General features: G+C 36.7%; 22 protein-coding genes and 1 tRNA gene. 10 read left to right on the top strand and 13 right to left on the bottom strand.

The window, feature by feature from the left end; genetic code table 11:
* Window positions 1–210 precede the first annotated feature (210 nt).
* Window positions 211–585 (bottom strand): DUF493 family protein, encoded by a 375-nt coding sequence (locus tag Q0947_RS01575; protein WP_366915482.1) that lies wholly within the window; start codon window positions 583–585, stop codon window positions 211–213.
* Between the two features lie 12 nt (window positions 586–597).
* On the opposite strand from Q0947_RS01575, the gene Q0947_RS01570 reads away from it, so the two are divergent.
* The 5 genes from Q0947_RS01570 to Q0947_RS01550 all read left to right on the top strand — a co-directional run bounded on the left by Q0947_RS01570 (window position 598) and on the right by Q0947_RS01550 (window position 5,142).
* Window positions 598–1,137, top strand: a complete 540-nt coding sequence (locus Q0947_RS01570; protein WP_299390581.1) for an ATP-binding protein — start codon at window positions 598–600, stop codon at window positions 1,135–1,137.
* A 2-nt stretch (window positions 1,138–1,139) separates the two neighbouring features.
* Complete coding sequence (locus Q0947_RS01565; RefSeq protein WP_299390580.1) at window positions 1,140–3,044, top strand: ATP-dependent DNA helicase RecQ; 1,905 nt, start codon at window positions 1,140–1,142, stop codon at window positions 3,042–3,044.
* The gene (gene fmt, locus Q0947_RS01560) at window positions 3,041–3,994 is read left to right on the top strand and encodes a methionyl-tRNA formyltransferase (RefSeq protein ID WP_299390579.1); all 954 of its coding nucleotides are present in this window, start codon (window positions 3,041–3,043) and stop codon (window positions 3,992–3,994) included. Before Q0947_RS01565 ends, fmt begins: the two co-directional genes overlap by 4 nt.
* Before the next feature lie 174 nt (window positions 3,995–4,168).
* Window positions 4,169–4,462 carry an HU family DNA-binding protein gene (locus Q0947_RS01555; protein WP_299392739.1) on the top strand — a complete coding sequence of 98 codons (294 nt, stop codon included), beginning with the start codon at window positions 4,169–4,171 and terminating at the stop codon, window positions 4,460–4,462.
* A 119-nt stretch (window positions 4,463–4,581) separates the two neighbouring features.
* Window positions 4,582–5,142, top strand: coding sequence for a YqgE/AlgH family protein (locus Q0947_RS01550; protein WP_299390578.1), 561 nt, complete (start codon window positions 4,582–4,584; stop codon window positions 5,140–5,142).
* Here the strand turns inward: Q0947_RS01550 and Q0947_RS01545 are convergent.
* Together Q0947_RS01545 and Q0947_RS01540 are read right to left on the bottom strand one after the other, a co-directional pair.
* Window positions 5,139–5,984 carry an aminotransferase class IV gene (locus tag Q0947_RS01545; RefSeq protein ID WP_299390577.1) on the bottom strand — a complete coding sequence of 282 codons (846 nt, stop codon included), beginning with the start codon at window positions 5,982–5,984 and terminating at the stop codon, window positions 5,139–5,141. The two genes, Q0947_RS01550 and Q0947_RS01545, sit on opposite strands and share 4 nt — an antisense overlap.
* A gap of 61 nt (window positions 5,985–6,045) precedes the next feature.
* A complete protein-coding gene (locus Q0947_RS01540) occupies window positions 6,046–6,438 on the bottom strand; it encodes an START-like domain-containing protein (protein ID WP_299390576.1) in 393 nt (130 codons plus the stop codon).
* A 271-nt stretch (window positions 6,439–6,709) separates the two neighbouring features.
* Between Q0947_RS01540 and Q0947_RS01535 the strand changes: the two genes are divergently transcribed.
* Window positions 6,710–6,783 (top strand) — tRNA-Met (locus Q0947_RS01535).
* Window positions 6,784–6,976: 193 nt separating this feature from the next.
* Here Q0947_RS01535 and Q0947_RS01530 read toward each other — a convergent pair.
* From Q0947_RS01530 to Q0947_RS01520, 3 genes are all read right to left on the bottom strand, one after another.
* Window positions 6,977–8,110, bottom strand: a complete 1,134-nt coding sequence (locus Q0947_RS01530) for a PepSY-associated TM helix domain-containing protein (RefSeq protein WP_299390575.1) — start codon at window positions 8,108–8,110, stop codon at window positions 6,977–6,979.
* A 61-nt stretch (window positions 8,111–8,171) separates the two neighbouring features.
* Window positions 8,172–10,550: a TonB-dependent receptor gene (locus tag Q0947_RS01525; RefSeq protein ID WP_299390574.1), complete on the bottom strand. Its 2,379-nt coding sequence runs from the start codon at window positions 10,548–10,550 to the stop codon at window positions 8,172–8,174.
* Between the two features lie 2 nt (window positions 10,551–10,552).
* Window positions 10,553–10,684 carry a hypothetical protein gene (locus Q0947_RS01520; RefSeq protein WP_299390573.1) on the bottom strand — a complete coding sequence of 44 codons (132 nt, stop codon included), beginning with the start codon at window positions 10,682–10,684 and terminating at the stop codon, window positions 10,553–10,555.
* Window positions 10,685–11,096: 412 nt separating this feature from the next.
* Between Q0947_RS01520 and Q0947_RS01515 the strand changes: the two genes are divergently transcribed.
* Window positions 11,097–12,086: an AraC family transcriptional regulator gene (locus tag Q0947_RS01515; protein WP_299390572.1), complete on the top strand. Its 990-nt coding sequence runs from the start codon at window positions 11,097–11,099 to the stop codon at window positions 12,084–12,086.
* A 244-nt stretch (window positions 12,087–12,330) separates the two neighbouring features.
* Here the strand turns inward: Q0947_RS01515 and Q0947_RS01510 are convergent, their stop codons facing one another.
* Window positions 12,331–12,753, bottom strand: coding sequence for an MgtC/SapB family protein (locus tag Q0947_RS01510; protein WP_299390571.1), 423 nt, complete (start codon window positions 12,751–12,753; stop codon window positions 12,331–12,333).
* Between the two features lie 199 nt (window positions 12,754–12,952).
* Between Q0947_RS01510 and Q0947_RS01505 the strand changes: the two genes are divergently transcribed.
* The gene (locus tag Q0947_RS01505) at window positions 12,953–13,141 is read left to right on the top strand and encodes a hypothetical protein (protein ID WP_299390570.1); all 189 of its coding nucleotides are present in this window, start codon (window positions 12,953–12,955) and stop codon (window positions 13,139–13,141) included.
* A 27-nt stretch (window positions 13,142–13,168) separates the two neighbouring features.
* A complete protein-coding gene (locus Q0947_RS01500) occupies window positions 13,169–13,642 on the top strand; it encodes a hypothetical protein (RefSeq protein ID WP_299390569.1) in 474 nt (157 codons plus the stop codon).
* A gap of 130 nt (window positions 13,643–13,772) precedes the next feature.
* Here the strand turns inward: Q0947_RS01500 and Q0947_RS01495 are convergent, their stop codons facing one another.
* From Q0947_RS01495 to Q0947_RS01470, 6 genes are all read right to left on the bottom strand, one after another.
* Entirely contained in the window at window positions 13,773–14,654 is an 882-nt protein-coding gene (locus Q0947_RS01495; protein WP_299390568.1) for a c-type cytochrome, read from the bottom strand.
* Window positions 14,655–15,028: 374 nt separating this feature from the next.
* A complete protein-coding gene (locus Q0947_RS01490) occupies window positions 15,029–16,726 on the bottom strand; it encodes a family 10 glycosylhydrolase (protein ID WP_299390567.1) in 1,698 nt (565 codons plus the stop codon).
* Window positions 16,727–16,846: 120 nt separating this feature from the next.
* The gene (locus Q0947_RS01485) at window positions 16,847–18,094 is read right to left on the bottom strand and encodes a restriction endonuclease (protein WP_299390566.1); all 1,248 of its coding nucleotides are present in this window, start codon (window positions 18,092–18,094) and stop codon (window positions 16,847–16,849) included.
* The gene (locus Q0947_RS01480) at window positions 18,095–21,535 is read right to left on the bottom strand and encodes an EVE domain-containing protein (RefSeq protein ID WP_299390565.1); all 3,441 of its coding nucleotides are present in this window, start codon (window positions 21,533–21,535) and stop codon (window positions 18,095–18,097) included.
* Between the two features lie 230 nt (window positions 21,536–21,765).
* Window positions 21,766–23,973, bottom strand: coding sequence for a DNA/RNA helicase domain-containing protein (locus tag Q0947_RS01475; RefSeq protein WP_299390564.1), 2,208 nt, complete (start codon window positions 23,971–23,973; stop codon window positions 21,766–21,768).
* A complete protein-coding gene (locus Q0947_RS01470; protein WP_299390563.1) occupies window positions 23,970–24,299 on the bottom strand; it encodes a nucleotide pyrophosphohydrolase in 330 nt (109 codons plus the stop codon). Before Q0947_RS01470 ends, Q0947_RS01475 begins: the two co-directional genes overlap by 4 nt.
* Before the next feature lie 397 nt (window positions 24,300–24,696).
* Here Q0947_RS01470 and Q0947_RS01465 point away from each other — a divergent pair, with 397 nt between their 5' ends.
* Window positions 24,697–25,122, top strand: coding sequence for a YkvA family protein (locus tag Q0947_RS01465; RefSeq protein ID WP_299390562.1), 426 nt, complete (start codon window positions 24,697–24,699; stop codon window positions 25,120–25,122).
* The last annotated feature ends 35 nt before the right edge of the window (window positions 25,123–25,157 follow it).

Raw genomic sequence — 25,157 nt, 5'->3', positions numbered from 1 at the left:
AAAGCAACTTTAATTGTCGTTCAAAAGTTTCGAGAAATAGCAAATGACAGCCGGCTTAATCCGATGTTATTTTATAAAAAAAACGATGCTATTTGTCTATTTATTTTCGTGTTCTCACCATTTGCACACCGCAAATTAGCGAACGACTCATTACTCAAATCTGCAATTACAAATGGACTTACGCCTTGTCGGCTGCAATGTTGTTTGGAATTACAATGTAATTACACCCTCAACTTTTTCTGCAACTTCTTTATATTTTTCAATAACAGCTTCAGGAGTTGGTAGTTGTACGTTAACAGAAACGCTGGTATAATTACCGTTTTTGGAAGGATTCGTTTTGATGACAGCCCCCATATTATTGAAAATAGACTCTATTTTTCCTATTTTTTCAACATCTGTCTTGACTATAAATTTATAAAGATATTCTGAAGGCCAACTTGATGTTTCATAAAGTTGCGACCTTAATTTATCGTAAAATTCTTTTTGTTTTTTATCTGCACTCATAATGATTCTTAATTCAGCTGCAAAGATACATTTTACTTTACATTTTTTAATTCCTATTAAAATTACGATTTTTGTTGCCAAAACCTTGCCAAATTGAACACTAAAAAGATTGTTATTACTGGTGGACCAGGAACTGGGAAATCATCAATTATAGAAGAATTAAAGCAAAGAGGACACATTTGTTTTGAGGAAATTTCACGACAGGTCACTCTTGAGGCTAGGAAAAGCGGTGTAGATCAGCTGTTTTTAAAACAACCCCTACTCTTCAGTCAGATGCTTTTAGAGGGCAGGACAAAACAGTTTATGGAAGCCACTAACTATAAAAACAGCACTGTTTTTTTAGACAGAGGCCTGCCTGATGTTTTGGCATACATGGACTACTTTGGCAGTGAATATCCAGAAGACTTTGTTGAAATCTGCCAGAATAACACGTACGAAGGGGTATTTATCTTAGCGCCATGGAAAGAAATTTTTAGAAGCGATAGTGTGCGTTATGAAACTTTTGAGCAGTCTGAGCTGATCCACGAACACCTTTTAAACACTTATAACCGGTTCAATTATAATTTAATTGACATCCCTTTTGATACTGTAGAAAAACGCGCTGATTTCATTATAGATTCCTTAAATTTATAGTGATGTCACACCCGATCACTATTTTAGAACGCTATTGGAATCACACGTCTTTCAGACCATTGCAAGAGGAGATCATCGATGCCGTTTTAAATAATGAGGATACGTTTGTGTTATTGCCTACAGGCGGAGGAAAATCCATCTGTTTTCAGGTGCCAGCCTTGATAAAGGACGGCATTTGTATTGTTGTTTCCCCGTTGATTGCCTTGATGAAGGACCAAGTGGATCAACTTAAGGCAAAAGGCATCAAAGCCATGGCGATTACCAGTGGCATTCCCTACAGTACTTTAGATACGCTTTTGGATAATTGCATATATGGCAATTATAAGTTTCTTTACCTCTCACCAGAGCGTTTACAGCAGACGTTGGTACAGGACAGAATACAGCAGATGCCGGTCAATTTAATTGCGGTGGATGAGGCACATTGCATTAGCCAATGGGGAAATGATTTTAGGCCCGCCTATAAAAATATTGCCATATTACGCCAATTGCACCCTTCCGTTAATGTCATTGCACTTACGGCTACCGCAAAGCCTAAAGTGGTAACAGAAATCATGACCGAGTTGGATTTTATGGCGCCAAAGGTGTTTCAAGCATCCTTTAAAAGACCAAATATTGCCTATATGGTTCTAGATACTCAGGATAAACATTATAAAATTGGTCAAATTCTGACGAAATATCCTGGTTCCTCCATCATTTACACACGTACCAGACGGGCGACCTTAGAGCTGCATTCCTTTTTGGAATCGAAAGGCATTTCGGCTACCTACTATCATGGCGGCATAAGCAACAAGGAAAAGAACGACCATTTAGAGCAGTGGACCAATAACCAGAAAGCTGTTATGGTAGCCACCACGGCATTCGGGATGGGCATTGATAAACCTGATGTCAAGACCGTTATCCATGTTAATTTGCCTGAAAGTTTGGAAAGCTATTATCAGGAAGCAGGACGCGCCGGACGGAATGAAGAAAAAGCCTTTGCGGTTATTCTAAAAAATTCAACGGACGAGCAACAGTTGAAACATCAGTTTTTGAGCACGCTGCCTTCCGTAGATTTCATCAAGAAAGTGTACCGTAAACTCTGCAACTATTTTCAGATTTCGTATGGTGAAGGTTTTTTAACCCAGCATCAGTTTAACTTCAACGTCTTTTGCAAAACTTACGGATTTCCAACAGCGACGGCTTATAATGCTGTCCAGATTTTGGATAGGAATAGTATTATCAGCCTGTCTCAGCAGTTCAATTACCAAACCAAGCTTCAGTTTCTAATCAGCAGTCCCGCATTATTCGGCTATTTGAATACCCATAAAGCCTTTGAACCTGTTGTAAAAGCAATTTTAAGGACATACGGCGGGATTTTTGATCAGAACATGAAAATCAACCTCGCTTTAGTCTCTGAGAAAGCGATGCTGAGCGAAGATAAAATCATTAGTACGCTGCACCAATTGGAAAAAGATGGGGTTGTCGATTTTCACCATTCCAACACCGATTCTGAATTGACCTTTTTACAATCGCGCGAAGACGATAAAACCATCAACCGAATTGCCAAAACAATCGAGCAACAGCAACGCTTAAAGGAAAGTCAGATTGATGCCGTAATTAATTACATTTCTGATGACGAGCACTGCAAAAGCATTCAGCTTTTAGAATATTTTGGAGAGAAAAACAGTACGCCTTGCGGCATTTGCACGGTGTGTCTTTCACAATCTTCAAAAGCAAAACCATCAAAGTCAAAAAACATATCCTACGAGATTATAGTACAGTTAGAACAACAACCGCTCACCTCAAGAGCGTTGGTTGAACACTTGGACTATTCCGAACAGGAAATTTTAGAAACCCTCAGACTGATGCTTTCAAATGAGATTTTAGAGGTTACAAGTAACAATTCGTATAAAATAAAACATACATGAAAAAGAACGCGTTAAGAATTGTATTTATGGGCACACCGGAATTCGCGGTGGGCACTTTAAAACTATTGGTAGAACATGATTACAACATTGTAGGCGTTATAACGGCGCCAGACAAGCCAGCCGGGCGCGGCCAAAAACTGCACCAATCGGATGTGAAAAAATATGCGCTCTCTCAAAATTTACGACTCTTACAACCTACAAATCTAAAGGATGAAGGATTTTTATCCGAATTAAAATCCTTAGACGCCAATGTTCACATTGTTGTAGCGTTTAGAATGTTGCCAGAAGCCGTTTGGAAAATGCCTGAATATGGAACATTTAACCTGCACGCTTCCCTTCTACCCGATTATAGAGGTGCTGCACCAATACATTGGGCCGTTATTAATGGGGAAGAGAAAACGGGCGTGACTACCTTCTTCATTGATGAGAAGATTGATACAGGCGCTATCATTTTACAGAAGGAAGTTGCCATAAAAGATGACGAAACCGTTGGCACGCTGCATGACACGTTACAAAACATAGGTAGCGAATTAGTGATAGACACGCTGAAGCTTATAGAAAATGATGCTGTTAAAACCACCATTCAACCAAAAGTAGAGCAACCTAAAACTGCTTACAAACTGAACAAGGAGAACTGTCAGATAGATTGGACTGCCAATTTAGATCAGATTTACAACAAAATCAGAGGCTTAAATCCGTTTCCTGCAGCGTGGAGCAACCTTCAAACCGCTTCAGGCACCGCCATGGTGAAATTATTTGAAGTGGAAAAGGAAAAAACAGCACCATTAGAATCTGTTGGAACATTAATTGCCACTAAAAATGACCTAAAAGTCGCAGTTAAAGATGGTTACCTTATTATTAAGGAAATGCAATTGCCTGGCAAGAAAAAAATGGATATTAAGTCGCTTTTGAACGGTTATAGTTTTTCGGAAGGCGACAAAATGCTGTAAACCCTTGTGTACACTGATATTGCGAAATTTATCGTAATCACGTCCGACTTTATTAACAATTCGTCGAAGTTATTAACAATATTTTGTATTTCCCTTGCTATTACTTGCTTGAATGAATAATCCGTATAAATTTGTAGAAGGATTTGACAAAATGTTTAACCGAACTATTATTTAATAATTAAAAATTATAATTTTATGAACAAAACAGATTTAATCAATGGAATGGCTGAAAACGCTGGAATTACTAAAGCAGCAGCAAAAAAAGCATTGGATTCTTTATTAACTGATATTGAAAGCACTTTGAAAAAAGGAGATAGAGTATCTTTAGTAGGATTTGGATCTTGGTCAGTTTCTAAAAGATCAGCAAGAGAAGGAAGAAACCCACAAACAGGAAAAACTATCAACATCAAAGCTAAAAACGTAGTAAAGTTTAAAGCTGGTTCTGATTTAAGTGGTGCTGTAAACTAACAACTTACCAAATATATTTAAAAATCTGCTCAATTGAGCAGATTTTTTTTTGCTGTTTTTTAACAAATTTATTGGATTTTTAGAAAAATAGTTTTAGTTTTAGTATCAAATCATGATTTATGATTACAATCAAACCCAAAAAAGGACACCTTTTAATAGCCGAACCTTCTATAATCGGCGACACGTCTTTTAACCGTTCCGTAGTATTATTAGCAGACCATACCAATGAAGGTTCTATCGGGTTTATTTTAAATAAACCTTTGGAATACACGTTGAGAGATCTTGTTCCTGATACCTTAGTAACGTTTAAAGTGTATAACGGTGGCCCAGTAGAACAAGATAATCTTTACTTTATTCATAAAGTACCAGAACTCATACCTGATAGTATCGAAATTTCATTGGGCATTTATTGGGGAGGCGATTTTGATACGGTACTGTCACTCATCAACCAAGGTAAAATTAAAGCCTCAGACATTCGCTTCTTTTTGGGCTATTCCGGCTGGGAACCTTTTCAGTTAGAGGAAGAACTAGAAACCAACTCATGGATCGTGACTGAAAACATCTACGAAAAGTCCATCATTGAAAAAAAGGATGACAGTTTTTGGAAAGAAAAAATGGTCGAACTCGGCGACCATTACAGCATCTGGTGTAACGCACCTGAAAATCCAAGCTATAATTAGGAAAGCCTGATTTTAGTATTGAGTTTATCCAACAACAACTTCGACACCTCACTCTTAAATTCTTTTTTCCTGTATTTAGTTATCGGTTGAATCCCCGTAATCACATTGGAGATGAATATTTCGTCCGCTTTTTGAAGTTCAAATGGCGAAATTGCAGCTTCCTCTAAAGTATAACCCTCTAATTTTTCGATAAGCTCCATAAGTTGCTTTCTCATAATCCCTTTAAGACATCCTGCGGATAATGGTGGTGTTTTTATCACGCGATCCTTTACCAAAAACAAATTTCCGTTAAGCGCTTCCACCACGGTTTTTTCAGTATTTAACAGCAAACAATTGTCAAAGTCATTTTCTTTGGCAAAAATACTTCCCAAAACATTGATGCTTTTATTGTTGTGTTTTAAGGTTGATAACAATCCTGGTGCCACATAAAAATCCTTGAAGAGTTCCACAACATAAGGCGACTCACTTAAGCTATAAAAGTCAGCATCTAAGCGCTCTGCAATCATATTGTAGGCAATGTCATTGGAGTTTGGACGGTACTTTCCACCTTCAACACGGTGCACATTAATGCGCACTCTTGCTGTAGCGTTGGAGAATTGGTTGGCCTCAATTGTTTTTAGGATTTCACTTTCAAGAAACTCCATGGTAAAATTCATAGGGATTTCCATCCGCATAATACGCATAGAAGCCATTAACCTAAAATAATGATCTTCCCAGAACAACACCTTGCCATGTACCACTTTCAGGGTTTCAAAAAGTGCATCGCCATAAGCGTAGCCCCTATTTTCTATTGACAATAAATTGGATGAAGAATCGTATAGTGTTCCGTTAAAATTAACCATAAAAAAAGTCTCGAAGTTTTAAAAAAATCGAGACAAATATACCATTAAAAAAAGAGTCTTCCTAAGCAGATCCTAAAACCTGTTTCAAATCTGAAATTTGATTTTCCCAGAGCATTTTAGCTTCGTCAACTTCATCTTCATCAATAAAATCTGTAATGATAATGGAGACATCTTTAGTGATTTCATCCACTTGTATTCTAATTTCAAAATAATAGGACTGTCCATCTTCATCGTCATTAAGCCATCTGAACTTAACGCGTTCGCCACTCTTTTTACTAAGTAATTTTGCCTTCTCTTCACTGTCATTCCAAATAAACGTAAACAGCTCTCCACGTGAGTTCACATTGTCGGCAAACCACTCTGATAAGCCAGACGGTGTCGAAATGTATTGGTACAAAAGTTGGGGAGATGAATGAATTGGGAATTCCATTTCAAATTTAATTTTTTCTTCCATAGATGTTTTTTGTTAGCCCGCTCAATATATAATTAATTGTTTAGTTTAAAAACAAATTGCTACAAAATAATTTTATCTGATTTTTAATGCAGATTATGTTTGCGCACATTAATTTTGTTTTTATCTTTGCAGCCTTAAATTATGGCGAGGTAGCCGGCCTGAATGAATTGATTCGGACAGGCTCAGTTGGTTACTAGCCCGCACCGAAAAAGGTACGTTCGGGCGGGGAGCGTCGGATTCAGTTCTGACACTTGTAATAGTTTAATTTTATGGCGAGGTAGCTCAGTTGGTTAGAGCGTCGGATTCATAACCCGGAGGTCAGGGGATCGTGCCCCCTTCTCGCTACTTATGTTAAATGCATACCTATTAACGGTTTAGTTCACTCTAAACCGTTTTTTTTATGCAAAATAGTTATGTTTTGCTTCCCTTCGCCCATCATAACGAACACGGTTTGAAACAGAAACCAGGACACAAACGTTTTTCATGTTGGCGAAAAAACACCATGAACTTTAAACCCATAAAAAGGACTTTATGAGTTTTACTTTTTCTTCTGTCGCTTCTTTTTCAACTTATTCAACCATATGATGGTTCCTGTTATTGGCAAACTAGTCGCTATTAAACAGGCTAAGAAATAAATGCATTTTGAAAAAGTCCCAAGAATTTCCCCAGTGTGAAGTGGCTTTATTACTGCTGCAAATTTCTGATTTAGAGGTTTCTCATTAAACCTCTCAACTTTTAAAACTGTTCCTTCAAGACCTATGTATACATTATCAGCAGTGACAGGCGACCAATTTTGAACATTAAACTTCCTAAAACTAAAATAGTTATTCTTTGGGCTTGGGAATGTTACCGTAAGCTCCCCTGTATAATTTAAATTTTCATTTGCTATGTTGATGGCATCATCATATGAGATCGGCGTAGCCTCCGGTCGATCGTCTATTTGAAATTCAGGACTCGACCTATCAAATATTTTAGTGCCAATAACAGAACCTAAACCTTCTCTATAAGATTCAAAAGACCAACACAACCCTGTAATTGCCATAACAAGCAAAAAAATGCAAGCATAAAAACCTAAGGTATTATGTAAATCATGATTAACTCGCTTCCAATTGGCATTGGTTTTTATCTTAAACCCTTGTTTAAGGGTCTTCCACTTGACTCTTTTAGGAAGCCAAAGTACAATACCGGAAATCGCTAAGATCATAAAAATAATCGTTGCAACGCCTACAATTGGTCTTCCTATATAAGTGTCCAACAATAGCCATCTGTGCAGTTTAAAAATGGTTAACATGAATGCATCTGCCTTTGTTTTTTTCGCTTTTTTTATGGCCTTTGTATACGGGTTTACAAGGATTTTACTCGCCCGTTTTTCCTTTAAATCCTCTTTAACCAAAAACGTATAGGCCTCTGAGTCATCGTATGGTATCGTAACTCCTATAACATGTAAATCGATGGAAGTTTTTAACTCTTTGGTTAAAATGGTTACTGTTTGTTTTTCTCCATTAGCTGCTACCGTAAAATCCTCAGCAAAAAAGTCTTTTACTTCCTGTTCAAACACTAAAATGGTACCCGTAAAACACACTATGAATAATATAATGCCGCTGGCTAAACCTAACCATAAATGCACATCATTTATAAATTTTCTGAAACTATATTTTTTGTTTTTCTTCATAAGGAATCGAGAATTAAAAAGAAAGTGCACTCGGAATGAGTACACTTTCTATGGGTATTTATTAAAATGAATAGCTTAGAACTCCTGCGAAATTTCGAGGATCCGTTTGGTTGATATAACGCGTTCTATAAGCATTATAGCCTATTTCATTAAAGACGTTATTAAGTAATAGTCTGAGATTCCAATGGGCATCTATTCTGTATCCCACCTGTGCATTCACCTGAGTATAGGCTTCAACATTAAAAGGTTTTTGATTAGGTACAATCCCTTCATGGGTTACTGCTCCAGAACTCCAATCGTTTATTGGGCGTTTACCGGTAAAATATATTCCGGCGCCAACGGATAGACCCTCAAACTTTTCTTTAAAACTGTAATTGGCATACGCATTAAATGTATGTTTTGGTGTGTTTAAAGGGGCTGATCCATATACATAGGACGTGTGCTCCTTATATTGCGCATCGATATAGGAGTAGCCCGTTATGACTTCCAAATTATCCAACAGACGACCGGTAAGCTCTACTTCTAAACCTTTTCGTTCATCATTGCCCCCCTTCTGATAATAGCCTGTGGCCACCCAGTTTTCATCGTAAACAGGTAGATTGATGCCCTTATTATTAATTTTGAAAAAGGTTAGGTTAAAGCGTAATCTATTGTTTGCCCAATTTGTTTTAATTCCTGTTTCAAACTGGTCAAAGCGTTCATTTCCCAATTCATTTCCGTTGACGTCTAAACGAGTCGCTGTTCTTGGGTATGAACTACTGGTGTAGGATGCAAATACGTTAAGATTCTCAAATGGCGTTATGATAACACCTCCCAACGGATTGAAAGCATCATTTTGTGTCGTTTCTGTAGCTGTTATAGTTTGTGTTTTACTATACCGAGCCCCTAAGAATGTTTTAAAGTAGGAATTAAAGGTTATCACATCTTGGGCCACAAATCCTATAGCTTTCGACTTTGCCCCTAAAACCTTAGCATCGGGAAGACTAAGACCATCAGGTAAATCATTAGTATTTGAAGTGAAGACATCTATAATATCAATATTGGAAATACTTTGCGATGCTGTACTATAATCTGTAGTGCGATAATCGAACCCTACTTGAAACGTATGTGAAATGCCACCAGTTTCAATTTTATCACCTATTAAATCAAATTGGAGGACACTATTATTATCCTTTCGGGTCGAAATAGAATACCCGCGATGTCTTTGGTTATAGATAGGCGCTCCTGAAGCGTCTTTAACGACATTGCCCAAGCTGGCACCTTTATCATCTAAATCTAAATTTGATTTGTAAAAAGCTGCTTTCAAACTTAACTTATCGCTAAGATTTCGGTTAAATCGTATAGCGTAAGTCGTATTAGAGGTCAAAGATTTGTCATTGGCAAATCCTAAAAATGTATCATGAGACAGATCGTTAATAGTATTGACGTCATCTTCTCCTAAATTTACGGTACCAAGATCAGGTGTTCGGCTGTCTTCAAAATAATCCATTTCAAAAGTAAATGTTGTATGATCATCTGGTTTCCATTCTAAGGAAGGATTGATGTAAAAGCGGTCAGAAGTTACTATAGCTCTATAGCTGTCGGACCGTTCAAGAGCCGTGTTTACCCGGAATGCAACTTTTTGGCTTTCTACCAACGGACCATATACATCAAAGGTAGATCTCGCCTGACCATAACTTCCAATTCTTAATCCTGCAGTTCCGCCAAAAACATATTTTGGAGTTTTAGTCACTAAATTGATTACTCCACCTGGGCTTCCCAAATCAGTGGCCACACCTTGCGTAATTGAAGCTGCACCTTTCAACACCTGAATATTATCAACACCTTGCATATCAGTTAAAATACCTGTTCCTCTAAAATCAGAATGGACACGAACCCCATTCTTTAAAATAGGGATGCCCCTAAAGCCACGGGATGACATGCTTTCTCTTTTATTACCATAGGTTGCAAAAGTGTATACTCCAGGCACATTTTTGGTCGCGTCTGAAATTGTTAGATTCCCTTGTTGCGCTATGAGCTTATCTGAAATTATAGATATACTCTGTATTTGCTCATATGGTGCCAAAGGCAAGCGGGTCAGAGCTTCTATTTTATCTGGATGTACAAATCGACTTCCAAAAATTTCAACTTCTTCTAATTGAGAATCCTCCAGCAATTGAAACGATAATTTTATTTGTTCGTCACCATTAACTGTAACTGTTTTGGTAATAGATTTATAGCCAACAAATGACACTTTAATCTTATAGTCACCAGGAGCCAAATTATGCAACTCATAATAACCGGTTTCATCGGCAGAAGTTCCCATGGTCGTGTTTTCAACCAGCACGGAAGCAAACGGAATTATGTCGTTGTTTTGGCTGGTAATAAGGCCACTGATTTTTGATTGTGCAAAAGAAAGTTGTACTGCAAAAAGCAATGATAGACTTATATATTTGAGCATAATTAAATAGATTTTTTGATGTATATGAATGTGTAAATAAGTGATGTGAGTTGTGATTTTTGCGGTTCCAAACCATTGGCGGCAACCGCACTGGTATGGTCATCTTTTGACAACATTAATAGCGGTAATTTCATAAGATTTGATTGTTTAAATTTTTACTTTAGAATAGTTTACTTTTTGAGAAGACTCCCTCCTCTCATTTATTAGACTTGGTTGACCTTAAGGATCATTGCATGCCTCCGTTTTTTTATAGAGATGTCGTAAGTCATAATGATTTTTAAATGGGTCGATTTGACCTGATTGGAAAATAGTTAGTGAAGCATAGCGATTGAGGTGACCTCCACCTTGCCTAACGCTATCAAATGCGGCAGACTTTTGGACTACTTTAGAGATGCTACTTCCGATACGAAAACGTCTAAATACTAAAAATTTTTCCAAGACTATTTTTATTTAGATTAATTATAAATAGATTTGCAAATCTATAAATAGGCCTCTCCATTAAATATCGGATTTGGGACTAAAAATATCGGAAATAGGATTATGTATGTGCAATCAAAAGTAATTGAACTCGATCGAATCGTTTATAACATTGATCTCAACAGTAATGAGATGATTGAAGACCGAATGGGTGCTTTATCAGTACAGGAAAGGGTAACTAATGAGTCGGAGATTACAAGTAATTTAATTTGTACGAAAGGCTTATGTCTCATAGAAACTTCCGTATCACCGCAACACCAACTAACCGATCAGATGACGGTTACTGAAGATTATGTACACATCTTTTGCATGATGGACGGCTGTTCTTTGGGGAAAAATTCGTGTAACAAAACATGCGAATTCAATTTAGGGATTATGCATCTCGCTTATTGCAAAGGTTTAGAAAGGTCCTTAGAGATTGTGTCGCAACAGAAATCTCGCTATCTATCTGTTGTTATGAGTCGGAACTATTATTTGCAATTATGTTTTCATGAACCTTGGATCCGCCATTCTAAATTTTACAGAGCCGTTATTGAGCGAAAGACAGTGGAGTACGGCGAGGTCACCTTTCCGTTAGACACGTTATTAAAGCGCGTTTTAAATGAATTGATCTTGCAGGCATTTCCTGAAAAGCACGCAAAACATCTCACGGACCTCAAACTAAAAGAACTGTTTTTGCATATTCTAATAACGTTCTCTGAAGGAATTACCAATAAAACCATATTAAACAGCGACGAATATGATAAAATAGAGGCTGCTAAGGCTTATCTCACATTGCATTATGACCATCCGCCAACTGCAAAACAACTCTCAAGAATCGTATTTTTAAATGAGCTAAAATTAAAGCAGGGATTCAAACAAGTATACCATACCTCTATATATGCCTATGTGATCAAATTGAAAATGGAAAAAGCACAAACAATGTTGGCTGAACAGCATTCCGTTCAGGAAATGGCGGACATCCTTGGCTACAAAAGTGTATCCCATTTTATAAGTACCTTCAAAAAAACTTTCGGGTATACACCAAAACAGGGATTAATGGGTCATATAAAAAAATAGAAGCAACTTGTGAAGCCTGGAACGAATATCACTTGTATTTCCTTGTAAATTGTTTACTTCATAACCCGGAGTTGGGAGTCCTTGTCCCCTTCTCGCTACTTGATAAAAAAAGGCAGTGACATCACTTTGTAACTGCCTTTTTTAATACCCATAAATTCTTAACATTTTTTATTATTCACGAAGGAAATAGCAGCTAAATATCTGTTATTTAGAAGCTAATTTGTCTGCAACCACCAATTAAAACTCATTTCCTACTTTTAAGCCATCTGTCCAAAGGCTGTAAGGCAATATTGATGATCAGCACCAAAGCCACACTTATTAAAGTCTCCAAAAAGAAACCTGCGGCTGCCACACATCCTATAGCTGCACTACACCAAATGGTTGCAGCAGTTGTAAGTCCGTGAACGTTGAATCCTTCTTTAAAAATAATTCCAGCACCCAAAAATCCCACGCCCGAAACCACTTGTGCAATTATGCGCGTCACATCTACTTCACCAGCATCATGACTCAATTGAATGGAAAACATGGTAAAAATTGCAGCGCCCGCAGTGACCAGCATATTGGTCTTTAGGCCTGCCGATTTGTGTTGCCATTGCCTTTCGAACCCTATACATAATCCTGCCAATGCAGCAGCACTTAACCGCAATAAGAAATCAGCTGTTGTCATAAGATTAAAGATAACTGTTTTACTATAAATAATTGATTTTAATGCGATTACCTCAAAATATTCGCGAATATTTTGTATTTTTAATTGGTTGTGAGGCGGCCTGTAACCGCCTGTCCGCAACCTTGCCAAAAAACATAGGATCCATCAACATAGCTTAACACTTATGAAAGCTGCTAGTCCAATAAAATCCAGATTTTCATTGTTTCTCATTATTGGATTAATTGGATTATTTGGCGCGTTTGGAGGCTTTATGAGTACCTTCTTTATTCCGATTTCCAAAGGCGTTTTTAAAGCGCCAACAATCATCTATATTCACGGTGCTTTGGCTTTTAGTTGGATATTACTCTATGCTAGCCAAACCTTTTTAATTCATTACAAAAACTATTAAGCACACATCATTTCAGGAGTGTTTGGGGTGGCATTCGCTTTTGGGACCGCCATTACTATGGTTCCTGTTGGCATTTTTGCCACCGAAAAAGAATTGGCACAAGGCTTTGGTGACTTTGCGTATTTAAACACTATTGGCACGATTACTTCTGGCTTTATTTTTTTAGTACTAGTCCTATTAGGCGTCCTAAACAGAGAACGGCCACAAGTTCATAAACGCTTTATGCTTTTGGCAACCATTTTGGTGCTATGGCCGGCGTGGTTCAGATTTAGGCACTATTTCCCTCAAGTTCCCCGGCCGGATATTTGGTTTGGGGTCGTGCTATCCGACAGTTTAATTCTGTTGGCTTGGATTTTGGACAAAAAACAAAATGGTCGCATCCACCCTGTTTTGCTTTATGGCGGCATCCTTATCATCATTGAAAATGTGGTGGAAATACTTTTATTTGACACGGAACTATGGCGGGAAACAGGAAAATTAATCTACTATTATTTAAGATAGCTGCAATCACCTCGATTAACCAAAATCAACAATGATACATTGTATGAGGCGCTTGCCAAATTTTAACTGTTGTCGCTATCAAAAAAGTAACATACAAAAGAAAACATCCACCACTTACATTGTGGCTGCCTTACTGTTCAGGTGCGGGAGTAAAGAAGTCAACCGAATTTCCTATGGGCTTAACGGTGCGTAAATAGGCGTAAATCGCTTTTAGGTCATCCTCTTCCATATCAGCATACATGGTCCAAGGCATCACGGTATTAAAACCATCCGAAGTCAGCATTTTATCTGTAATAGCCGCATTGGAACGCGAATGAAACAAGTCAATAAACATTTGCTCTGTCCAGGTCCCTATGCCTGTTTCCATATCTGGGGTAATATTTTTTGAGCGCAACATGGCGCCGTTAGGAAACGGAAATTCGCGTCCACCGCTAAATTCAAGGCCCGCCACCAATGTGCCCTTATCCGTTTGCGTATGACATTCAATACAACTTGCGGCGGAAACCAAATATTTTCCATAATTAACCACATCGGTTTTTTCGGGGCGTATGGTGAAATTGGCTTTATGCGGAATGGTATTAATAATCAAGCTCATTGGGAAATCGGACGACGATTCGGGCACCGTATGTTCTATGGGTTTTAAAGTGCGGATGTAGGCAATGATGGCTTTAATATCTTCTTTGTCCATTTGGCCATAATAAGGATAGGGCATTATCAGGAACATGGCCCTGCCCTCTTTAGTGATACCAGTGGTGATGGCCCTAAAAAGCTCGGCATCGGAATACCTACCAATACCTGTCGGCGTTATGTTTTTAGCGTAATAAGAGCCAGGAAATCCAAACTTCTGATCAAAAAGTTCGCCGCCCATGCCGAGTGATTCTTGTATGGGCGGGCCGGAGAATTTAGACCAGTCCCGTTCGGAATGGCAATCCATACAAATGGTTACATGATTGGCCAAATAGTTGCCGCGGGCAATTTGTTCAGGAGTGCTTTCAATAGTAATGTCTTCCATCTGCCCTACGTTTGGCAGGTAAAACTTGAGGTAGCCTACTGCGGATATCATAATAATGACAAGGATCACGACGATCCAAAACAGGGGTTTATTTCGCTTTTTCATACCTTTTTTATTTAAAAAAAAGGCTAAATTTTTTGGAAATTTGGATAGGTCTAAATTAAGGAATTAATGAATGCCGTGATTGAATTAAAGTCGCTTTTTTCAAAAAATAAACAACCCAAACTACTGCAATTCAATTATTTACAGTCACAATATTTTAATTTTAACTGTTTTATAGCGGTTTTTAGCATACCACTTCTACGCTACTAAACTCGGGGTTTACAAAAGGAAAAAACACGTGAATAATTTCAGAATCCAATCACACTATTCGTCTAAGAAGAACCAAGCAGCGTATTCCCTATCGCAATGGCATTAAAACTGCTCTGGTTTCCTATACGATCTACCGCAGTAACACCAATACTGGTTAAAGGTTTTTTACTCTTCAATGTGCCGCGATGCAGTGGCAATTCAACCGTGCTTTTAGTCTTGTCTAAAATCACATATTCCCAAGTATCGGCATATTTATAGAATAGCACCCATCTGAACACCGATTCTGATGTTTCATGATCCCAGGAAATGGAAACCACATTACCCTCAATTTTAGCTTTGACGACAGGCGCTTCCGGCAGCGCAGATTTGAGCCACGGACTTGCAGGTACCAAGGCTTGTTTTTTATACGGACCTTCCACCAAGGCTTTGGTAAGATTTGGGTCGTTTACTAAGGACCCAATACTCCAATGCGCCGTGCCCATACTTACAGCAGCCTTGTTACGTGTTAATTCAATCTGGTTGATGGTTTCATCCACATTGGCGGCATTTCTACCGTAATCAATTCTGATTCCAGGCCATAAATGGCGTTTTTGGGTGTTTTCAGTCTCCCACCATTCCAACAACAACGGAAAACTTTGGCCTGGTTTATTGATTTTCCAATACAATTGCGGTGTAAAATAATCAATCCACCCTTCATTCAACCACAGCTTCGCATCAGCGTACAGTTCATTATATTGATCTAAGCCCCTAACCGATTTCGGGAAGCCAGGTCTCCAAATGCCAAACGGGCTAATGCCGAATTTCACTTCCGGCTTCTCCGCTTTAATTTCGTTATAGATGCGCTTTACAAAAGTATTTACTGCGGCTCTTCGCCAATCTGCTTTTGAGAGTTTCCCTCCCGATTTTAGGTAGGCCTGATAACTCTCAGCATCTGGAAAATCCTGCCCGCCGTTATATTCCGCATACGGATAAAAGTAATCGTCAAAATGAATGCCGTCAATATCATAGCGTTTTACGATATCCATCACAACAGCTGAAGAATGGTCTTGGGTCGCCTTTTTGGAAGGATCCATCCACCACATACCATTCCTTAAACTCACCATAATGTCAGGACTGGTTTTCACTAAGGATTTAGGCGCCACGGGACCACCTGTACTGTGATGTGCGCGATACGGATTCAACCACACGTGCAATTCCAACCCGCGTTCATGCGCGGCATCTATCCAGAACTGAAGCGGATCATACCACGGCGACGGTGCTGCACCAACTTCGCCCGATAAAAAGAACGACCATGGCTCCAAATGGCTTTCATACAAGGCATCTCCCTGAGGACGTGCCTGAAAAATAACCGCATTATAATTATGTGCTTTTAAGAAATCCAATAATTTGATGGCCTCATCCTGCTGCTGTTGGGTGGACAACCCGTTTCTACTTGGCCAGTTGATATTGGCAACGGTAGCCACCCACGCGGCTCTGAACTCGCGCATCACATAAGGACTTTGTATAAATTTTGGAACGTCGTTAGTTGGTGCTGCTGTTTCCCTATCTGCCGTAAATTCAACAAGGCCTTCTGTGTCGTCGGCTGTAAATTCTGTAGCACTATCCTTTTGGGTTTCGGAACCTGAGGGCTGCGATAGTTCACCCACATTTGGCACTTCATTAGTTGAAATTTCAGGTCGTGTGACTTCCTGAGAAATAGACGAATGGAATGCTACACTAAAGAGCATGAGTGTTAAAACAGACTTAAGTTTAAGCGACATAAAAGTTAGGAGATAATAATTGGCAAATGTTAAAATTTAAATCGAATGTGAGAAAGGATTTAACATTTATAGTGGATTTAAGGTAATTTATTTAAAGTTTGATATTTTCCAATCAACAACCTACTCAAACAACAACCCCAATATTTTATCCCCTATCCTAGAATCCAAGTCATTATTAAAATCATTTAAAACCGATACAAATCCCATTTTACATTGATGCTCAATTTGATTGTGATTATCTTCATGATCTTTTGAATAATCATCAGTCAAATAGGATTTAAATTTGTTTTCAGAATACGTCCCAGGATACAAAAGCATCGCTTTTTCTGCATCCCAAAAACGGCAATAGGCATACATTTGACGTAAATCACTAACAGAAGCTGAACTTTTATGAGGTCGCTTCCATTTGGTGTCAATTATAAATACTTTGTTCCCTTGCCGCAATACAACATCTGGCCTTAGGCTGTTATTCCCCCAAAAAGACTTCGATTCCTGCCCGGAAACTTCAATTGTGGTTCCATGACATGCTTTATGAAGTTCTTTTAGGATATAAGTTTCCCACAGTTCATTCATATCAAATAAAAGCGACAACATTTTTTCTTTTCCACTTGAAATATCTGGCGAATAATTTAAGATAATGAGTCTTGCCAATTCTAAAGCATAAGTATAGCTTTTAGTTTTCCTGTCTATTTGAATAGCATTTAATTGTTTTGCTGTAATTGGTTTAGTGTTTACTTCTGGAAAATTTAGTAGGACTCTATTTGTGACATCTTGAAGTCTTGATCCTTTTGTAAACTGGTCCACAATTGTTAAGGCCTTAAATAAGACTTGATGTAAAAAGTGATTATGATCATACACCTGATGCGTGGTGTAAAAACGCTCTTTATGAATACAATTATGCCGAATATGATCTGAGAATTCTAACTTACCCTTTAAAGCTTTTGTATTATGGGTTTGTTTTCTATACTTTTTAATTAGTCCTTTTCTGACTAGGGATTCTACCTCATGCAGATACAATTCAAAATACACTTCTAATAGATTAAGATGTTGTCTTTTGACGTTTGCTGCACCAGAAGATTCTGCTTTTAGCTTACCGCATGCGCGAAGCATCTTTAGCAACACACCTTTCCACTTATAATCATCGTCATCTTTATCCGCCTTAGGATTAATTTCAATAGTTAAGCCATCCACCTGAATGACGCCTACATACTGATTAAATTTAATGCCTTTAGCAATGGGTTCAAAATAATTCCCATCATGATATTCATTCAATTTAAGTAAAGCATCCAAATGGGTTTGTTTAAATCCATGGTCACCAACAACTAGGCGTTGATGCTCAAAAACAGATATGTTGCTCAGTTTTTTCAATTATTCGGACACCATTTCTTTTATACCAAGTAATTGTGCTACAGCATCAAGTACATTCTCTTCAGTAACTTGTTTAAGATTGTAACTTGGCATTTTAAAATCATCAGCATTTTCATAAGTAAAGTTTGCGAAACCAATTTTGTCATTTTTTAAAATTTCTACAAATCCCTTCCCTAACACCAATCCAATTTTACCATAATCGCCATAAAAATATTCCTGTAACAATGGCACAATCTTGTTATTAAAGGCTTCAGACAATTTTTTAGGCGTATTTACATTTACAAAATATGAATGCCCAATGGTATGATCTCTATCAATTAGCAATTCTATACGCTGGTTAATTCTTTTTAATACTTCCGAAAGTTGAATGCCCTCAACCCATTCATCTTCAATAACACTACAATCTGGCATCATCTCTTTAAATTCAAATCGACGCCTTAGAGCGGTATCCAACGCTTCCACAGAGCGATCTGCCGTGTTCATTGTGCCATAAATATCTAGATTTGAAGGAACACCAAATTCTTTTTTTGAATATGGCAATTTAATAACGATTTCGTTCTTTTTACCCAGTCGTTTATCAACTTCAATCAACGTAATCAACTCTCCGAAAATTGCAGAAACATTGCCCCTATTAATTTCATCAATAAAAATGGCATATCTATTATCGGGATCATTTTTGGCTCGAATACAGATGCTTTTGAAAACTCCATCCTCAATTTTATAACCCAAATCTTTCGATTCCTCCAAATCCACATCTGTCTCTGGAAGTATCGGTTTTATACCTTCTATAAAATCTTCGTAGGCGAAGGATTGGTGGAAGGTTACAAAATCATAATGTTTAATCTTTTTATTTGGACTTGGATTGTAATTTTCAACTGAGTCTCTTAATGTAAATAATTCAGGCACCAATTCTTCAACCTCTTCTTCTAGAATTTCCCAGTAGGAATCTTCTGTTTTGTTGAATATTAAAGGCTGTTGCCTATTTGTAACATTCACATAGTCACATTCTAGAGTGGTGTGACTTTGGAGTTGTCCCCAAAGTGTCGGTCTTATGGTTTTCGAGTTAGACAAACTTGCTTTTTTCTGAACCCACTCATGATTAAAAATATCTGAAACCTTAGCCTTTTTTAAATCTAAAAGTGCGATTGCAATGACTTGCCACCAAGAACACTTACTCACCACTGTTTCAAAGTGCTGTTCTTTTGAAATTGATGTTTCTTTTGAAATGTATCGATCAAACAATTGATCTTTTAAATAATAAGTTTTCCCTGTTCCTGGAGGCCCATATAAAATTTGGTTTGTAGGATTGCTTGGCATTTTCTTGTAGGATAATGACGCTTCATTTAAACTAGATGCTGAAGTGCCTAAAATTAATTTTCTATACTCCTTATCAAATATTGCTTTACGATAAAAAGGATTATTAAACTCTGAAAAGCTTGATTTCGTGGAACGATTCAGTTCATTTTCAATAGCGGAGAATGTAGCATTTTTATTTGCTAAAACATCCTGGAAGCCATTAAAATGCGTGTAAAATGGCTGTTCTCCATTTCCTTTAAAAGGATCGCTGGTATCATTTAAACGGTGTGATGATATTATTCCAAATCTCCCTTTTGATCGAAATGGCGGAAATAAATTAAAACAATACCGCTGACCGATGGTAAGATTCAAATTTTTATGGGATGTTCCAGTAACAACACGTTCATCATCAATTGTGATATTGAAACGTTCCATAATAGCATCTAAAAACTCGAAAAAATCCAAGACATCATGTCTAGCATGAAACCCTATAATCTCTAGCAATTCTTTTTCCGCATCCATTTCAGGGTATTTACGAGCTTCAGAAATCTCCAAAAGCATTTGGTACTCTTCTTCAGTGGCGCTAAAATTTGTGCCTTGATTCCCAGCTTTAAAATTTGAAAAAATTAGGTTATCCTTTATGTCGCTCCACAAAATAGGGGCATCAGCTAAATTTTTAATGATCCTAATTTTTACTCTTTCTGCTTCAGAATTCGCACTTGGATTACTATAATATCTTAGCTCAATTTCATCCTCTTTAAATACTTCAACTTCTGAAGCCACCTCAGCAAAAGCATAGCATCCTGCATTCCCTCCCGTTTGCCAAAGAATTATTTTATCTCCAACGCGAATACTTTCTTTATGGGCTGCTACTTTCCAACTTTTTAAATGACCTGCATATAAGGCTTCAGTGATGTTATAAATGCTTGGATTACCTTGAAAAATCCAATAGTTTGGAGTTGAATATTCAAATTTCTCTTTTAAATATTTAATGTAGTTATTTTTACCCAAGATTGCTTTTGGTATACCATTACTATTTTTAGAGTCATACTCCACAAAGTTTGGATTTTTTACACGCTCCTTTTTACTCATCATAAACAAGATGGTATTCACTAAATCATTAATTTTCTTTGGGTCAACTAGAAAAAAATTGACGTCATCAAAATAACCATTAATTTCATCTAACCTCTTTTCAATTCCTTCAGTGGAATATCCCAAATACGCGCGATATGATTCAAAGGTGTTTTTATTAAGCCATAGCGCAAAGTCCCTTTTTACATCAATTAACCCGGTTTCATATTGTTTCCAAAGTTCATGACTCCAAGTAAAATAATTGTCTGACTCTGATTTTATTGCCACAATTTTTCTATGAAATTGAGAAATTGGTGTTTTATTGGAATACTCAATTCCTAAATTAGAGGCAATAACTCTTAAAGCATCTAACTTAAACACGTTTAAACAATTAAAATCGCCATATAAGAAAGCAATCTTCCATTTTAAGCCATTTCCTAAATCTATCTTGTCAATGTCTTCAAGATTATTTGATTGCACTGACTTGGCTATACTAATTACAATTGATTTTATATTTTCAAAAACCTCCTCTTTAGTATCGCCGTATTTTCCATACCACGCATAAACGCCGTCTGTTTTTCTTTTTTCATTATAATTTTCCGATTCTAATTCTCTTCTTTTAAATATTCCAAATTTGTAGGCCGATCCTCCCCAAATGCTTCCTAAATCGGTTGTAATAGCTTCCACCCAGTAGCAAAAAGAAGTTTTGTCCAGATTGGTATATTCTTCTAATGTCATTCGCTCCAATTTTTCAATTGGCCACGTGTCTAAAAATTGTTGTTTTAGCAAGTAAAGCTTTTGATGCATATTTTTATTTTCTTTTTTAACCACATTAAACCCATTGTTTATAAAGGCATTAAAACATTCTGTTCCTTCTCCCCCTTTAAAATAATTTTCTATTTCTCTTCCAGAAGCGTGATAGTTTGCATAAGCCATAACAGCTTTTGGTGGGTATGACTTTCCATCGATCACTACATCATAAGTTGAAGATGGTCCAAATTCATTTGGCAATCCTCTTTCTTCAAAGTCCCTAATACCAAGTAGGATGTGATTTTTGTCGACTTTGCTAAACATATTTCATTTTTTAAGTTAATAAGCATTTCTACTTGTCTTGATCAAATAACACTCAATACCACATTCGAGTTATTTGAATAATATTTATAATAAGACTATAAACCACATTGCCATTTCAAGTCATAAATTATTATATTCAATAATCTGACTTCTAAAACCATCTTCAATAAATAATAGTTCTTACAAAATCAATTCAAGAGATATTCGAATTACTTCATTTACCCTATGAATTATATATCTAACACCCTAACAAACTCTCCTATTACCTTTAGTTCTTCAATTTCATTATCTTCCAAAATAATGTTTTCATGTGTTGAATCAGAAGAAAGGGGTTTTAGTACAATGGACTGATGAGACCAACCATCCTCAGTAAATAGCTTTTCACTGTGATATGACTTTATTGTATAACCAGCTCCAAAATCTGAATCTTGAATATTATAGTGTTCGACCAAAACTATTTTCCCTTCCCTAGAACCCCCTGAATACTGCTTGAACAAGCACCAGGAACCGTTCGGGATCATTTTGTTCATAGATTCTCCAATGACTTGACAAACAAAGTATCCTTCGGAAACAGATATGTTTATGGGCAATTCAACCCAATCAAACTCTTCAAGTTGTGATTGAATTTGTAAATCGCTAAATCCTCCAGCCGCAGCATAAATATCAACTACTGGCACCGAGTTTACGAATGGTTTAACATCTTCAAATTGAAGGATTCGCAACTTACTTTCTGCTTTATAGGTAGGAATGTATGTTTTTAAATAGTCTCTTAAACCCTCATCACAAGCATAGACATAGGTGCCCTTAATAGCTCTATACATGATTGTTTTGTAAATATTTATAATGTAGGATTTTAATTCGCTATCGTTCGTTTGTTGTTTCCCATACTTATCAAAGTACTTCGCCCTGTCAATCTCGATTTCTTGAGTTTGCTTATTAAAGACAATTTCTTCACCGAAAATAATTCCGGCGTAGTTCAAGTCATAACCTTGGGTAGTATGAATACTACCAATTTCATTAAAAGCATTGGGTGAACTCACCCAATCATTAGGTGTTCTATTCCACTGAAACTGTAGTCCGTCAATTTCAATATCTATGGCTTCAGGTGTCTTTCCTCGTACATCTGATAGCCACGGCCATGAAAACCCTGCGACTAATCGACAAAGACCATGCTCTTCCTCCCTAATCTTAAGCTTTGCGTACAAATCTTTTAAAGAGTCATAAACCATTAATTCATATTTGTCGGAAATGTACTTTTCTTTATTGTCGCGCTTAACATTCAAAATGTCATCTACAAATTTTATGTAATCATTACCTCCCTGCGAACGCATTTGCGATTTTAATTCAATTATTAATGAGTCTGAATCAGTAATAAGTGTTTCAAATTTAGAAGCATCAATGTCAGATGGTTTTACTGATTGAGCCGAATCATAAAAAAATATTTGATGCCTACTATTTGCAATTATCCAATCTAGTTCTGTTCCTGTATCATCTAATCCTAATCTCTCATTAGCCTTCTTAAAAGCACCGCGCCAACTTATATTTTTATATTGCCTTAATCTATGGGCTTCATCCACAATAAGTAAGTCATATTTTTTCTTAAAGGTTTCGGTAGGACTAATAACCATAGATTTGTTCAAACCAGGAGTTTTAGAGAACACATTCTGTAGAGTTGTTCTTAAGGAACTCATAGCGACCACAAATCCAATTTCTGCATTTGGATATTTATCTTTGAAAGCCCTAATTAGTGATATTTCATAGATTTCGTTTTCACTGAAATCATCTTTATTAGCTTCTGACACATCTGATATGAGAAGCTTGATCAAATATGTCGCAAGAATTGTTTTTCCTGTTCCTGCACTCCCCTTGATAAATATCTTACTAGAATTTTCTTTTTGTAGGGCTTCCATAATCTCGATTACGGAATTATATTGATCCTCATTAAGCGATTTGTACGGAGAGTATTTAAAAAGTTCTGTGTTTTCAATTTCCTTTAGCGACTTACTTACAATTTTATTCTCTATTAACTTGTCCCAAATGGTTGTAAACAGATTTTTGTAAAGATCTTGTTGATAGTAATTATGATTTATTAAGCCATAGTTGCCATTGTGCAGCTCGTAGGACCCTTCTGAAGATATATACTGAATTAATTTCGATTCAATATCTAAAGCGACAGACTTATTAAACTTATCAGAACCAATAATTGAAATTTGATTGAAAGCCTTTGCTTTATCGGGATTAGCTAAATGGTTTTTAATCCGACTCGAAAAATTTGTCGACTCTCCAACGTAAGCTACTTTTTTCGAATCATTTTGTATAAAATAAACTAATGGCCATTGATTTTTAACCCAAATATTTTCATTGATAACATCTAATGAATTTTTATTAAAATCATAGCGCTCAGAAACTTCAACAGATAACTCAAAGGATGCATTCATAATTCGTTATACTTCTTTGAAGTCCCTTTCGCTTTTGTGACCGGATATTTCTTAGAATTCTTGAGGATTTTCTTATTTATGATATCGGCTATATCCAAGTTATGTTTGTGAGCCAACAATAATCCATAAGATAAAACATCGGCCAATTCATCTTCTAACTTCTCTTTATCAAAATCTTCATTCTCCTTCCATAAGAAAAGCTCTAATAATTCACTAGCCTCAATTGATAATGCCAATGCCAAATCTTTTGAATTATGAAATTGCTCCCATTCTCTTTCATCTCTGAACTTTAGCAATTTATCAATTGTCTTTTTTATTTCGTTCATGGTCTATTTATATTAGCACAATAATTATAAGATTCGAATTGGTTAATATAGCAAGTTTTTTGAAAATTCTACACGCTTCTCAACTCTATCCACGAAATTTCCGACAAAATACGTAGAAGCACGTTTATGCCTGTGCGGAATTCCGCATTTATTAAATTATGCCACGACTATGCTGAAAATATTAGAAATGGAAGCTTATTGGCATTCTAAAATTATTGCTTTAAATTGTTCTTTTCATCTACTAAAAATCATAGATTTGAAGTAATTTTCATAAAAAACAGAGCGTTTGAGACTCTGAAAACATCAATTTCAGGTATCAGGCACAATGGAATAAAAATTTAGTCGTTTTACTCAAAACGATCTATAAAATCTATCATTAAACCAATTTATAAACAGAATGAAGTTTACAAATCAACAAGCTAAAGAGGAGCATGAAAAGGCGGCTAAAAAGTTTTCGAAAGAAGATTTGAGTAACCTTATAAAAAATAATGAAGCCCTTAAATCTAAATTTAAAAACAACAAAAACCTCTTAGAATATTGGGAGGATTTCAAGCTGTTGTTCTCCTTAATAAAAGATTATTCCAAAGGTGTCTATACTCAAATTCCGTGGTTGAGCATTGTTTCCATAGGTGCAGCATTGGCTTATGTATTATCTCCTATTGACGCCATCCCAGATTTTATTCCTATAGTTGGATTTATAGATGACGCCGCTGTATTCGCGTTTTGTATACGATTGCTTTCTAGCGATATTGAAGATTATAAAAACTGGAAAGAAAGTCAGTCTGATCAATTGACTTCAGATTCTAGGAATGGTGAAATGTAAGAAAATTGAAGCTGCCATCATCCCCTTAAAACCCC

The organism is uncultured Gelidibacter sp. (assembly GCF_947500795.1).
In the GTDB taxonomy this organism is placed as follows: Bacteria; Bacteroidota; Bacteroidia; order Flavobacteriales; family Flavobacteriaceae; genus Gelidibacter.
Note: the sequence above shows the minus strand (reverse complement) of the source record. Positions and strands in the feature narration are given on the sequence as shown.

What these genes read in the sequence shown, in the direction of transcription:
- Q0947_RS01565 (WP_299390580.1), top strand. Translation starts at nt 1,140, where the DNA reads ATGTCACACCCGATCACTATTTTAGAACGCTATTGGAATCACACGTCT.
- fmt (WP_299390579.1), top strand. Translation starts at nt 3,041, where the DNA reads ATGAAAAAGAACGCGTTAAGAATTGTATTTATGGGCACACCGGAATTC.
- Q0947_RS01550 (WP_299390578.1), top strand. Translation starts at nt 4,582, where the DNA reads ATGATTACAATCAAACCCAAAAAAGGACACCTTTTAATAGCCGAACCT.
- Q0947_RS01545 (WP_299390577.1), bottom strand. Translation starts at nt 5,984, where the DNA reads ATGGTTAATTTTAACGGAACACTATACGATTCTTCATCCAATTTATTG.
- Q0947_RS01540 (WP_299390576.1), bottom strand. Translation starts at nt 6,438, where the DNA reads ATGGAAGAAAAAATTAAATTTGAAATGGAATTCCCAATTCATTCATCT.
- Q0947_RS01530 (WP_299390575.1), bottom strand. Translation starts at nt 8,110, where the DNA reads ATGAAGAAAAACAAAAAATATAGTTTCAGAAAATTTATAAATGATGTG.
- Q0947_RS01525 (WP_299390574.1), bottom strand. Translation starts at nt 10,550, where the DNA reads ATGCTCAAATATATAAGTCTATCATTGCTTTTTGCAGTACAACTTTCT.
- Q0947_RS01520 (WP_299390573.1), bottom strand. Translation starts at nt 10,684, where the DNA reads ATGAAATTACCGCTATTAATGTTGTCAAAAGATGACCATACCAGTGCG.
- Q0947_RS01510 (WP_299390571.1), bottom strand. Translation starts at nt 12,753, where the DNA reads ATGACAACAGCTGATTTCTTATTGCGGTTAAGTGCTGCTGCATTGGCA.
- Q0947_RS01495 (WP_299390568.1), bottom strand. Translation starts at nt 14,654, where the DNA reads ATGGAAGACATTACTATTGAAAGCACTCCTGAACAAATTGCCCGCGGC.
- Q0947_RS01490 (WP_299390567.1), bottom strand. Translation starts at nt 16,726, where the DNA reads ATGTCGCTTAAACTTAAGTCTGTTTTAACACTCATGCTCTTTAGTGTA.
- Q0947_RS01480 (WP_299390565.1), bottom strand. Translation starts at nt 21,535, where the DNA reads ATGTTTAGCAAAGTCGACAAAAATCACATCCTACTTGGTATTAGGGAC.
- Q0947_RS01475 (WP_299390564.1), bottom strand. Translation starts at nt 23,973, where the DNA reads ATGAATGCATCCTTTGAGTTATCTGTTGAAGTTTCTGAGCGCTATGAT.
- Q0947_RS01470 (WP_299390563.1), bottom strand. Translation starts at nt 24,299, where the DNA reads ATGAACGAAATAAAAAAGACAATTGATAAATTGCTAAAGTTCAGAGAT.
- Q0947_RS01465 (WP_299390562.1), top strand. Translation starts at nt 24,697, where the DNA reads ATGAAGTTTACAAATCAACAAGCTAAAGAGGAGCATGAAAAGGCGGCT.